This window comes from Flagellimonas sp. S3867 (assembly GCF_014698935.1).
Lineage (GTDB): Bacteria > Bacteroidota > Bacteroidia > Flavobacteriales > Flavobacteriaceae > Flagellimonas.
Window position 1 is genome coordinate 304590 of record NZ_JACVMN010000003.1, and the last position, 13273, is coordinate 317862.

Sequence of the window (13273 nt, forward strand, 5' to 3'; positions counted from 1 at the left end):
CGGTCACGGACGCGGGCACGGGTGATGCGACCTCGGGAGTTGATTATACATATACAAACCCTCAGGTGATTAATATTCCAGCCAATACTTATGATGGTACAGCCGGCTCTGCAATTCCTATTCCAACACTTTCAATCAGTGGTGATATCCAAGTAGAAACAAATGAAGCTATAAATTTAATTTTAAGTACTCCAACTGGGGATGCTTCTCTTGGCGGACAAACCACGACAACATATACCATTAATAATGATGATAATGCAGCTGTTACCATTGCAGATGCGAGTGGAAATGAAGATGATGGATCGATTACCGTAACTGCCACTTTGGATAATCCAGTGGATGGCGGATTCACCGTGCAAGTTTCAACAGCAAATGGTACGGCCACTATTGCTGATAATGATTATACGGGGTTATTAAATCAGACCTTGACCTTTGCAGGAACAGCAGGTGAGTCTGAAGCTTTTGATGTTACCCCCAATGTGGATAGTGTTATTGAAGGTAATGAGACGGTCACAATCTCAATGGGAAGTTTGGGGAGCACCACTTTGACTATTGATATTTCTGATACAGCGACTGTTACATTTAATAATGATGATAGCTGTGCGGCAGGTAACTCGGCACCAATATTGGATAATTCTGTTGTTAGAGATTTCTGCGATGCATTTACTCAAGACCTTGATGCTTACAATAACAATGCAATACCACCAGGATCTGATCTTAGATGGAATACTAGTGCCGATACCTCCGATGACACAACATTTTTGTCCACAAGTACAGTGGGTATACCAGGCACCTATTTTGGATTTTTCTATGATGACTTAAACGATTGTGCTAGTCCCACTTTTAGCGTATCAATCACGCAGAATTTTACACCTTCCGCGGGAACAGCAAGCAACGTGGCTACTTGTGATGATTCTAATGAAGGAGACAGCGTTGTCGATTTGGATGATCAGTTGACAGGAGCTGATGCGGGAAGTTGGTCGTTGACAGGGGCGCCCGGTGGAGCTTCAATTACCATTAATGCGAGTAATATTGTTAATTTTAATGGACAACCTTTAGGAGATTACACATTTACATATACCACCTCAGGAGCAGTTGCACCTTGTGTAAATCAAACTGTCGATTTAACCGTAACCGTTCAAGATTGTGCCATTCCTTGTAATGCTGGAATTAATGCACCTACATTGGACACCTCGGAATCAACAGAATTCTGTGATACGGTACTGGCCGATTTGAACGATTATGTTACCGATACCGCCCCAGCGGGTAGTGTACTTACATGGAGTACAAATCCAGATCCTTTAGAAACCATTGCGCATAGGAATAGTTTGGTAAATGCTCCCGGATCTTATTTCGGTTTCTTTTACGACTCAACTAATAATTGTGCTAGCCCTGTTCTTACCGTTACCCTGGAGCGATTTGATACACCCACGATTGATAGTACTGCTGGCGATACCAGATGTGGTGATGGCACCTTGACTTTGAGCGCCGCTGTAAGTGATGGAAGTTTTTTAAATTGGTACGATGCACCCTCCGGAGGTACCATTCTAGGCTCTGGCCCATCCTTTGAAACACCAATCCTTACTACTACAACTTCTTTTTATGTTGATGCTACTGCCAATAGTTGTAGTACAGCAAGGATTGAAGTTGTTGCAACAGTAAATCAAACCCCTTCCGCAGGTACACCTACCAATACCGAAGCTTGTAATGCAGCAGGAAATGGAGGCCCAACTGTAATTGATTTAGATGGTACTCTTACGGGTGCAGACCCTGGAACTTGGGCCATAATTACTGACCCATCAAGTGGAACTCTTTCAATTGGTGCAGATAACGATGTTGATTTTGAAGGTTTACCTGATGGGAGCTATGTTTTTGAATATACTACTAATGAAGCATCAGCACCCTGCACAAATAGTTCCGTACAAGTAACAATTTCGGCAAGTGATTGTGTTGTGGATACGGACGGAGATGGATTAACAGATGGCGAAGAAATTGATTTGGGCACAGACCCAAATCTTGCGGATACGGATGGTGACGGGTTAACAGACGGGGAGGAAGTTTTGAATGTAGACGACCCCAATACTACCGCCATTCCAGAAAATGCTACGGATCCATTAGACGATTGTGACCCGTTCTTAACACCTGCATGTAACCCGGACCCTATTGATTTGGCCATTACAAAAGAAGTGGATGATGATTCACCTTTGCTAAATAGCAATATTACGTTTACCATTACACTAGAGAACACTACAATGGATAGAGTTCTTGATATTGTGGTAACCGATTTGATAGGTGGAAATACAGGATTTGATTATGTTTCCCATACAGCTTCAAAAGGAACCTATGATCAAACAACCGGTGAGTGGTCTATTGTTGAGTTAACCTCAGAAGAAACGATTACCTTGGAAATAACGGCAACAGTTTCTACAGCGGGACAGCTTCAAAATACAGCAACAATAACTGCGTCTTTTCCCTTGGATGGTGTAGAGTCCAACAATGTAGCTACCGTTGATGTAAGAGTGAGTCAGAGTCCATGCAATGATCCCGGTACTATCTGTAATATATTTTCACCAAATGGGGATGGTGTCAATGATACCTTGGTATTTATTGACCCCAATGGAGAATATCCGAATAATACCATAGAAGTTTTTGACCGATACGGAAACAGCGTGTTCCAAATGGATCGATACGATAGTTCATGGGATGGAACAGGAAGCAATGGTGATTTACCGAAAGGAACCTATTTTTATATACTAGATTTAAATGGAGATGGAAGCGAAGTGGTTAAAGGCTGGATTCAAATCTTAAGATAAAGTGAATATGCCAAAAAACATTGGTTTACAATTATATAAGATAACTGTACTTGTGCTTTTGATGGGCCTTGTGTTAAAAACCCATGCGCAAAAAGAACCACAGTATACCCAATACATGTACAATATTGGAAGTTTTAATCCGGGATATGTGGGAACGGTGGAAAGCCCTGAGATAGCTGGTCTGTATAGAGCGCAATGGGTGGATATTCCAGGAGCACCTACCACTATGCGCTTTGGTGTAAACGTTCCATTTGCGAATGAAAAAAGTGGATTGGGACTGAATGTTGTACAAGATGAACTGGGACCTTCCAAGCAAACCTATGCCAATCTTTCCTATTCTTATCAGGTCAATCTTTCTGATGATACCAAACTTTCTTTTGGAATGGTTGCTGGAGGCTCTTTTTTAAACTTGGATTATTCCGAAGGGACCTTTGTAAACCCATCAGACCCAACATTGATAGGTGAAAATCAAAGCAATTTTTACCCGACAGTGGGAGCCGGGTTGTTCATGTATGGCGAAGAAGAGTGGTATCTTGGACTATCGGTTCCCAACTTCTTGACGAATGGACTTTATAACGATGAAGTAGCCACCATAGTGGAAGATAATATGCAGTTTAATGCCATAGGGGGTTATATTTTTCAAATTTCGGATAGGACTAAATTCAAACCAGCTTTTCTAGTAAATTATTTATCAGGTTCGCCTGTAAATATAAATTTATCAGCTAATTTTCAGTTTATAGATGCACTCACCATAGGTGCTTCCTACAGATTTGACAATGCAGTAAGCGGATTGGCAGGTATTCAGATTTCCAATACGTTGTTTTTGGGATATACCTATGATTATAACACGAATGGACTTGGTGAGTACTCCGGAGGTAGCCATGAGGCCATATTAAAATTCTATATCGGTCGTGAGAGTTCCGGAAACAGAGGCTCTAGAACGAAGAACAAAGACAAAAAACAAAAAGGCAAACCCAAACAAATAGATTCCCCAAGATTCTTCTAACATGGCACAAACAAAAAAAATATCCCTCGCACTATCTTTCTTCATGTTGGGTTTGATGGTAGGTTTGGCCCAATCCAAACGGTCAAAAGGAGACACCTATTTTTTTCAATACGATTATAGAAATGCTATTGTTGCCTATGAATCTGATTTGGCCAAAGGGATATTGAACGAACAACAATACCTTAATCTCGCCGATTCCTATTTTAAGACCAATAACTTTGAAAAAGCATCCAAGGCCTATATTGAATTATATGAGAAGGACAAATTGGATGATCAGCATCATTTGAACAAAATGTTGCAAAGTATTTCCAAGAGTTCAAAAAAAGAAAGAAAAGATGCTTTTTTGGCCACCATGTCTTCCAAATTCCCCAAGGAATTTTTAGAGAATTTAGAGTTCAATACGCAGTTGTTAAGTGGAGAAACACTTGGAGGGAATTTAGATTTTGTGGTATTTAATCTTAAGACGAATAGTCCACAGTTGGATTTTTCACCTAGTTTTTATGACAACAAACTATTGTTTTCAAGTGGACGGATTTTAGACAAAAAGAAAAGTTCACGAACCAATAATTACCTCAATATTTATGAAGCTTCGGTGCTGCAAGATGGTCAAATTTCTTCAGCTATTCCATTTTCAGGGATAGCCAGCTCCAATTTTCATAAGGCAACACCAAGCTATTCCAAAGAGTTGCAAAGCATATTTTATGTCATGTCCAACACAGAGGATGGGGAACTTTCCTTTGACGAAAATGGAAAAAATGCGTTGGCCATTGCAATGCAACAAAAAGGCGGTCCACTTAGGCTGTTGTTAAAAGATTTGAGCACATCATTTTATTATCCTTTTTACGATTATAAAAGCGGAAAACTCTATTTTTCAGCCAATTTTGATGATGGTTATGGAGGTACAGATATCTATTTTGTGTACACGAACAACGGGCAAATTATGTCCGCTCCTATAAATTTGGGACCAAGAATAAACTCTTCAGGAAATGAAATAGCGTCATTCATTTTTGAAAATAGTTTCTATTTCTCCTCCGATGTTTTTTATGGATTGGGAGGAATGGATGTTTACAAATCCAATATTGAAGGTGATAATTTTAGCATTCCAGTGAATTTAGGAATGGGCATCAATTCTTCAGAAGATGATTTTGGCTTGGTCATGCGTAACGATGGTGATGGACTTTTGGGGTATTTTGCCTCAAATAGAGCTGGAGGAAATGGAGAGGACGACCTGTATGGCTTTAAAGTTGACCAGAAACCAGGACTAAGAACAATTGCGCTTAAGGGAAAGGTTGTGAAATCCAACCGAAAATCTGAAGTTGTCGAAAAAACAGCAGTGCGCCTATTGGCAATGGATGGCTCCTTACTGGCTGAAACATATTCGGATGATGATGGAAATTATCGACTAGAAATTCCATGGAAGGATCAAGTGATACTGGAAGCAGGTAAAGAGCGTTTCTCAACCCTTAACCAACAGCTTGGTGAAGAAGAACTGAATGCAATAGGAAACTCACCTTTTGATATTGAAATAGCTTCTTATGATGATTTGGTCGAAGAAAAGGAGGGCCAGATGGTGGTTAAGATGAAAAATTTCTTTTTCGGGAGAAGCGCTACACAAATAACACCTGAAATTGAAGCCGAATTGGACAAAGCGGTTGCCTTTGTCAAGGGTTTTCCATCGGTACAATTGCGCATAGAAACGCATACGGACAGTAGGGGTGGTGGTAGTACCAACTTCAGGTTGACGCAAAGTCGTTCAGATGCTATCAAGACATATTTGATAAAAAAGGGTGTTCCTTCAACAAATATTATCTATTCCATAGGATATGGAGAGGATAAAATTCTGAACAATTGTACAAACGGCGTTTATTGCATAGAGATGTTGCACAAGCAAAATCAGCGATCATTAATTGTAGTGCTTAATGATAATGTACTTTTCAATTGATCAGGAAAACAAAATCCAACAATAATACAAGGCAAAGAGCGCTAGGAATAACATTCCAATATAGGTAAGCCACTGCAATCTCTTTTTAGGTCGATATTCCATGGGCATATCATTGCCCATTACTGTTTTTAAGTTCATCCATCCTATCAATGGAGCCATTACAAATGAAACGAAGGTAGCAAGGGCTACCAAATTGCCCATGTTGGCACCAAAACCTACAATCACAATCCAATTTATAATCGCCATTAGAATTACGGTAATTGGGAAAGCCTGTTTGCTCGAAAAGGATGTAATCTTGGGGAAAAGTTTCTGGAGAACATCCAAACTTACCCTCGATACGGCATCATGAGCGGTCATACACGTACTGAACATAGTCGCAAAAGCCGCCACCGCAATCAGAAAATAAGCCCAGTTACCAATATGGGAAGTAAATAGACTTACCACTTGGTCGGCAAAAACAACAGCACTGCCGCTCAGTACCGTTCCTGTTCCATACAAAGTCATCCAACCAATGATTAGAAAGAAAATTGCCAATATCGCTGTTAAAAGGTAACCTAGCCCAAATTCTTCAAGAGCTTCTTTGAGCGATGGTTTTTCTTTCATGGTCTTCATGTTTTCCATACTCCAAAGACTTACCCAGCCCGAAGCTTCCACCGCGGTGGGCATCCAACCCATAAGGCTTATCAAAAACAGAATGCCAACTTCGTTGAAAATTTCAGGTCTCTGAAAAGTTTCCGCGCCGGGAACACCTCCCTTATTAAGCACTACAACGGTAGTAATAATCAACGCTACAAATAAAATAGAGATGACAGCTTTCAATGAATTTTCAAGAAATCGATACTTTCCAATAATCAATAGCACCCCGATAAAGGCAAATAAGCAAAGGGCGACCGTTCCAACCCCAACGTTGGAAATATTGAACAAGTTCATAAAGAGTCCAGAGGTGACCACATAAAGGGCGGCCAAAAGGGTAAAAATCGAAATTATGGTGACAAAAGCATAAATCCATAAATATTTTTTGCCCAGATTAAGGTAACCCTGAATCAAACTTTTTTCGGTTACCGTGGTATATCGAATACCAAATTCAAAAAAGGGATACTTCAAGATATTGGCCAATACTATAGGAATAACCATGACCCAGCCGAATTGGGCGCCTGCCTTTGTCGAAAGTACCAAATGGGAAGTCCCGATGGCCATACTGGCAAACAACAGTCCAGGGCCAAGGTTTTTTAGAAGAATCTTAAGTTTTGACATGAAGGTTAAAAGTACGTCTGACTAAAATAGTATATTTATATCACTCCGTATTAAACGTTTTAACCAGGGCCTACTTAAACACATTTCCATGAAATTACTATTGAAGATTTTTAAAAGCTTTTTGCTGATTTTGGCCCTTTTCGCCATTGTTTATCTCTTGGGTCCGAAAGTTGACCAACCAAATTTGGACAAAGCGCTTCCGAAGGTAACTTCAAATTTGGTGCAATTGGAAAAATGGATTAAGGCAAAAGAAGATAGAATCCCCAATATCAAACCGGAAAATGAATCACGAATCATATGGTTTGACAGCATTCCAACAAAAACGGAATATAGCATCGTATATATTCACGGATGGTCTGCCAGCAGTAAAGAGGGGGATCCCATTCATCTGCAAACAGCCAAGCGATATGGATGCAATCTATACTTGCCGAGATTGGCAGGTCATGGATTGATTGAAAAAGAAGGAATGTTGAATTTGACAGCGGATGATGTGTTGAATTCGGCAAAAGAGGCAATCGCAGTTGCGAAGCAATTGGGAAACAAAGTACTAATAATGGCGACTTCCACAGGAGGCACATTGGCTCTTCATCTTGCAGGAGGCGACGAGGATATTGCCGGAATACTACTGTATTCCCCAAACATTGAAATCTTTGATCCAAACGCAAAACTATTGACTGGACCTTGGGGAATTCAGTTGGCCAAAGCTGTCAAAAAAAGTGACTATTATGAGTTTGAGGCCACTGATGAAAAGAAAAAATACTGGACCACAAAATATCGGATGGAAGCTTTAACGCAACTACAGGCATTGGTTGACAATACCATGATTCCAGAAACATTTCAGCAAGTAATACAGCCCACATTTTTAGGCTATTTCTATAAAAATGATTCCATTCAAGATAAGGTGGTGTCCGTTCCTGCCATGCTTGAAATGTATGATCAGTTGGGTGCAAATGTGGATTTGAAAAGAAAAAGGGCTTTTCCAAATACAGGGGATCATGTAATGACAAGTTCAATTACTTCCATGGATTTGGAATCCGTTCAAAAGGAAACAGAAAAGTTTTTGGAAGAGGTGCTTAGGTTAACTCCTCGATAAGTTGATTTCTTATTAATTCTCCCAGAGAGACGTGTAAAACTCATTGCATTGTCTTTGTCTTCAAACACGAGTTGTCTAAAAAGGTAGTCACTTTTGAAGACAAAAATGTTTACATTTAAATATGATGCAAGAAATACCCATTAGGATAAATCTTATCTCCACGATTATAATTTTTGGGATACTCTTGGGTATTTATATTTCCTATTTTCTTATCACGAAATCAATTAAAACAAAATCTCCCAATCTTTATATGGGACTATTTCTGTTGATTTTGTCGCTTATTATGTTTGAAGGGTGGTTAAACTATACCAGTTATATTTTTAAAATTTTACCACTGACCAATTTTTCGGAACCTCTCAATTTTACAATTGCTCCGGTTATTTATTTGTTCATGTCATCGCAATTAGGAGATAAGAGAACAAGGAAAGATTGGCTACATTTTGTGCCTTTTGCGATTTGGTTAGTATATTGTATGTTCTTTTTTTTGCAGCCAGATGTTTTTAAGTACAATGACGGTCTTATCGTAATGAACTTAGATATTCCACCCATTAAAACAACGACATATACGGGAGACCCTTTAGGACTTAGAAATTATGTGAACATTGCTACAATTATTCACATTGTTATTTATAACATTATCCTGACAAGAAGATTATTGCTGGCTGTGCGCAAAAAAGGTGAAACCGTGTTCAATACCAAAGATGAAAACTTACGTTCCATAAGAAACTCGTTTTATCACTTTTTAATCGTAACCCTAATTCTAATATTTGTAAAATCCACTTACGAGAGTGATGTGGGGGACTACCTGATTTTTCTGTATATCTGCTTTATGATTTTCTTGACCTCCTATCAAATCATGAATGCTTCATCATATTATTTACAAACCTCATCTTTTTTGGAAGGCCCAGTTTTAAAGTATGAAAAATCGTCTTTGGCAAAGGAGGACAAAGCTATCATTTTGGAAGCCATTTCAAACCAGATGAAAAATGAAAAATACTTTCTGAGCAGTACAGCATCATTGTCCGGATTGGCAAAATCCATTAATGAAAGTTCCCATCATGTATCCCAAGTCATTAATGAAAAACTGGGACTCTCTTTCTTTGAACTTTTAGCTTCATATAGAGTGGAGGAGGCCAAAGAAATATTAAATACGGAAATGGGCAAGAAATTAACCATTGAAGAGATAGCCGAGAGGGTGGGTTACAACTCCAAATCGGCATTTAATACTGCTTTTAAGAAAATTACGTCCCACACTCCATCTTCCTACAGAGATTCGTAAGTAGTTGATTATCAATTAAAATTAGTTCATACTTATAAGCTCGAACACCGTGCTTATCGGCAGATTCGTGCGTAGCCTGTAACTGTCAATACTTTTGGGTCAAATCAAAAAACGAACAGTTATGAATGCTCAAGTAAAGGATAAAAAAGAAAGAAAGTATTTTATCGATTGGCTTAGGATTGGCCTTATTATCAGTGTTTTCTTTTTTCATGTGGGGATGATTTTTAGACCTGAGCAATGGCATGTAAACAGCACGGAATCTTTTGCTTTTCTAGACCCCATTATGTGGTGGTTACATTTATGGAGGATGCCATTATTGTTTTTGGTGTCTGGAGTGGGAACTTTTTATGCCATTGGCCATAGAACTAGCTGGCAATATCTAAAAGAGCGCTTTACCAGACTGTATATACCATTCACTATTGGGTTTTTCACAATTGTGCCCTTAATGGTCTATGTAGAGCGTATTGATAAGTATAGTTCGCTATTGGATTTTATTCCACATATGTTTGATGGTGGACCTTATCCAATTGGTAATATCTCTTGGCATCACCTGTGGTTTATTTTGTACTTGTTTATCATCTCTCTATTGATCACCCCATTTTTGAACTATACAAAGAGTGGGCATTATAATATGGTAAGGGGAAAATTGATAGCAATAGTTTCCAAAAAAATGGGCTTAAACTGGCTTCTTCCAATAATCATCATATCCCAGGTAATATTAAGACAGTACTTTCCAAAAAGTACACATGCACTTTATAACGATTGGGCCTATTTTACCTACTACTTGCTATTCTTTTTAAGTGGCTTTATGCTGTTTACCAGTGATAAAATTATAAATGCCCTTGCTGCCAATCGAAGATTGTATCTGTACCAAACCATCTTGTTTACCATTATATTATTTGCATTACCATCGCTTTTTAGTGAACCTTCTATAGTTCAAGATTACTCACGTGGTATTACAGAGATGATAATTTCGCTCTCTTGCGGATTGACGGCAATTGGGTATTTCAAACAATACTTTAGTAAAGATCATAAATTCAGAAAAGCACTGAACGAAGCCATTTACCCCTTTTATATTTTACACCAACCGGCCTTGATATTTGTGGGCTACGCGGTGCTGCAATGGGATATCTCTTATGGTCTTCAAGCACTGTTGATAACTGTACTATCGTTGGTTTCAATTATAACAACCTACCTCATTATTAAAAGATTCAATGTCCTCAGGGTTGCCTTTGGAATGAAGTGGTTGCAAAAAAAACAAATTGCGTTGGACAATCAAGTGTCAAAATCCCATGCATTTAATAAATGATTTAATCAAAACCAACCAGTTATGAAATTTTTCAGAAAAACACGTCAAAAACTAATCTCGAATGGAAAATTTAAAAAATATCTACTGTACGCTGTTGGAGAAATTCTTTTAGTGATGATAGGTATCAGCTTAGCATTCCAACTGGACAATTGGAATGAAAATCGTGTAAAAGAAAACACAGAGGTTGGTTATTATAAAAATATTCGAGCTCAAATTGCCGACGATAGGGATTTGGTTGTGGAGCAACTACATTTTAATAATCGGTATATGGCTGAATTCAAATATGCCAATGAGATTCTGGAATCTGATGACAAAAGCCGAATGGATACCTTGGGACTTATTGTTCGTAATCTTACGCAATATTCGGATTTTGATAAAAAAGGAAATATTTATGAAACACTGGTAAATAGTGGAGAAGTAAAATTACTTCATAATCATTCAATTGTAAAGAGTATAAGAGAATTGGAAGAAAAGTATACCTATATCAATAGAATGGAGAATATCCATTATGATGCGACTATGAGGCATGTAATTATAGCTATAAGCCCCATACTTAAGTTTTCAAATGCTTCAGTCCAGAACCCCGACCAATTATATAACTATCAATTTCAAAACCTTGTACTGTCACTAATTCAAATTATGACAGAAAAAGATAAGGTATACCATGAAGCTTTGAACGAGATTGAACTAATTACTGAATTAATTGATGATGAACTTGCTCCAGCTTGATTTTTGCTCCAAATAAACCAACAATTAAAGGAGTATCCTATACTGAATAAATCTTGAATGAAATGCCCCTATAACTCAAAAGAACTTTATCTTGAGCTTCTAAAAGTCATAAACCTTGTTGTTTCTTAAAAATGAAGAAACCATTGATTTGGAATAACTAATGAAATAGTATCGGTTACATGAAGCTAATAAAAGTATGTATTGTAATTGTCTTTATCCTGATTTGTTCTATCAAAACAAGCGCCCAGGATCTTATTTTTCAATTGGATTTTGATGCTAACGGATTTGAAGAAACCATCATTCCAAAAGAAGAAGCCGTATATATGGTAGATTTACTGCAATCGCAATATACAAACGGATTAACAGGTAGGGCTTTGGACCTTTCAGCAAATGCTGCATTAAGAAGACCAATACAATTGGAAACAGGGAAATTGCCAAACTTTACTAAAGATGTTTCATTTTCCATGCAGATCTGGGTCAAAACCTTGCCCAATGCAAAAATGGGCTCTCCAATTATGGGAAATAAAAAAGCCAACGACCCAACAACAAAGGGATGGCAGCTATATACCCGTGAGAATGGTGCTTGGGCATTACTGTTGAATGATGGAAAGAGTCGGTATGAATATCGACCCACAGCAGAAAGACAACGTATAAATGATGGAGAATGGCATCAAATAGTATTCACGGTAGATCGTGCAAAACAAGAGGCATGGATGTACTTTGATGGAAAGAATGTGGCTATTTATAATACACCAAATCTTGCTGGTTTTGAAACAGATTTGGCTACGGTAATTGGCGGATCTGATGAAAAATGGGAGTATGGATCCAAGGGGCAGTGGAACGCCTTTAATGGATTTTTAGACGAAGTGAAGATGTGGAGCAGACCATTAAAAGCCAAAGAAGTGGAGACGCTGTACAAACAGTTTTATCCTAACAACAAATCTGATGTGAGGGACAACTTACCACAGCACATAAAAGTACTCTCTTGGAACATTTGGCATGGTGGGCACAGATATGGTGAAGTAGTTGGATTGGAACGGGTAATTGAGACGATTAAAGCAACAAATGCTGACGTTATTGGTCTGGTTGAAACCTACGGGTCCGGTGAGATTATCGCTGATGCTTTGGGCTATTATTTTTATCTCATAAGTTCCAATTTATCCATTATGAGTCGCTACCCAATTTCAGAAACCATTACGGCTTACAAACCTTTTAATTTTGGTGGAGCTAAACTTAAGATTGGAAAAAGGGACCTTATTTTTTTTGATACCTGGCTTCATTACCTTCCTGATTACGGCAAAGAGGTTCTTGAAGGAAAAAAGACTACAAACGAGCTAATAGAAGCTGAAGGGGAGACTAGACATGGTGAAATTAAACAAATAGTAAAAGAGATTACCTCATATATTAAAAACTCCGATAAGATACCTGTTATTATGGCTGGGGATTTCAATGTAGGCTCCCATTTAGATTGGACAGAGTATACCAAGGCAATCCATAATAATAAGGTAGTAGAGTGGCCGGTGAGCAAAGAAATGACTGATTCTGGTTTTTTAGACAGTTATCGCGAACTGCATATTAACCCATTATTGGACCCTGGTTTTACATGGACGCCTCGCGCCGCAACCTCATCCGATAAATATGGATTAAGGGATAGAATTGATTATATCTACTATAAAGGCATTGGATTAAATGCAATTGAGTCCAAAGTGATTGATTATCACCCAATAATGTTTCCTTCCGATCATGCGGGCGTAATTACTACTTTCAGATTAAAATAAAAATTCAGGAACAGTTTTTATACAAATTGTTTCAATTATTGTTGTAAAGCTCACGTGAGCATTTTATATT

9 protein-coding genes are annotated in these 13273 nt (G+C 38.3%); 8 read left to right on the top strand and 1 reads right to left on the bottom strand.

Annotation, left to right across the window (positions count from 1 at the left end; translation table 11 throughout):
- The 3 genes from IAG46_RS14770 to IAG46_RS14780 all read left to right on the top strand — a co-directional run.
- Positions 1-2813, top strand: a 2813-nt coding sequence (locus IAG46_RS14770; RefSeq protein ID WP_190811159.1) for a gliding motility-associated C-terminal domain-containing protein, incomplete at its 5' end; no start/stop codon positions are given.
- A 7-nt stretch (positions 2814-2820) separates the two neighbouring features.
- On the top strand, positions 2821-3819 hold the full coding sequence (locus IAG46_RS14775) for a type IX secretion system membrane protein PorP/SprF (protein WP_190811160.1): 999 nt from the start codon (positions 2821-2823) through the stop codon (positions 3817-3819).
- A gap of 1 nt (position 3820) precedes the next feature.
- Complete coding sequence (locus IAG46_RS14780) at positions 3821-5761, top strand: OmpA family protein (protein WP_190811161.1); 1941 nt, start codon at positions 3821-3823, stop codon at positions 5759-5761.
- Here the strand turns inward: IAG46_RS14780 and IAG46_RS14785 are convergent, their stop codons facing one another.
- The gene (locus IAG46_RS14785) at positions 5762-7015 is read right to left on the bottom strand and encodes an NRAMP family divalent metal transporter (protein ID WP_190811162.1); all 1254 of its coding nucleotides are present in this window, start codon (positions 7013-7015) and stop codon (positions 5762-5764) included.
- Positions 7016-7103: 88 nt separating this feature from the next.
- On the opposite strand from IAG46_RS14785, the gene IAG46_RS14790 reads away from it, so the two are divergent.
- The 5 genes from IAG46_RS14790 (at position 7104) to IAG46_RS14810 (ending at position 13203) form a co-directional block, all read left to right on the top strand.
- Complete coding sequence (locus tag IAG46_RS14790) at positions 7104-8108, top strand: carboxylesterase (protein ID WP_190811163.1); 1005 nt, start codon at positions 7104-7106, stop codon at positions 8106-8108.
- Between the two features lie 391 nt (positions 8109-8499).
- Entirely contained in the window at positions 8500-9387 is an 888-nt protein-coding gene (locus IAG46_RS14795; protein ID WP_190811164.1) for an AraC family transcriptional regulator, read from the top strand.
- A 121-nt stretch (positions 9388-9508) separates the two neighbouring features.
- Positions 9509-10696, top strand: a complete 1188-nt coding sequence (locus IAG46_RS14800) for an acyltransferase (RefSeq protein ID WP_190811165.1) — start codon at positions 9509-9511, stop codon at positions 10694-10696.
- A 21-nt stretch (positions 10697-10717) separates the two neighbouring features.
- Positions 10718-11425: a DUF6090 family protein gene (locus IAG46_RS14805; protein WP_190811166.1), complete on the top strand. Its 708-nt coding sequence runs from the start codon at positions 10718-10720 to the stop codon at positions 11423-11425.
- A 179-nt stretch (positions 11426-11604) separates the two neighbouring features.
- Positions 11605-13203, top strand: a complete 1599-nt coding sequence (locus tag IAG46_RS14810; RefSeq protein WP_190811167.1) for an endonuclease/exonuclease/phosphatase family protein — start codon at positions 11605-11607, stop codon at positions 13201-13203.
- The last annotated feature ends 70 nt before the right edge of the window (positions 13204-13273 follow it).

Coding starts and splice junctions, on each gene's coding strand:
- IAG46_RS14775 (WP_190811160.1), top strand. CDS start 2,821: ATGCCAAAAAACATTGGTTTACAATTATATAAGATAACTGTACTTGTG.
- IAG46_RS14780 (WP_190811161.1), top strand. CDS start 3,821: ATGGCACAAACAAAAAAAATATCCCTCGCACTATCTTTCTTCATGTTG.
- IAG46_RS14785 (WP_190811162.1), bottom strand. CDS start 7,015: ATGTCAAAACTTAAGATTCTTCTAAAAAACCTTGGCCCTGGACTGTTG.
- IAG46_RS14790 (WP_190811163.1), top strand. CDS start 7,104: ATGAAATTACTATTGAAGATTTTTAAAAGCTTTTTGCTGATTTTGGCC.
- IAG46_RS14795 (WP_190811164.1), top strand. CDS start 8,500: ATGTCATCGCAATTAGGAGATAAGAGAACAAGGAAAGATTGGCTACAT.
- IAG46_RS14800 (WP_190811165.1), top strand. CDS start 9,509: ATGAATGCTCAAGTAAAGGATAAAAAAGAAAGAAAGTATTTTATCGAT.
- IAG46_RS14805 (WP_190811166.1), top strand. CDS start 10,718: ATGAAATTTTTCAGAAAAACACGTCAAAAACTAATCTCGAATGGAAAA.
- IAG46_RS14810 (WP_190811167.1), top strand. CDS start 11,605: ATGAAGCTAATAAAAGTATGTATTGTAATTGTCTTTATCCTGATTTGT.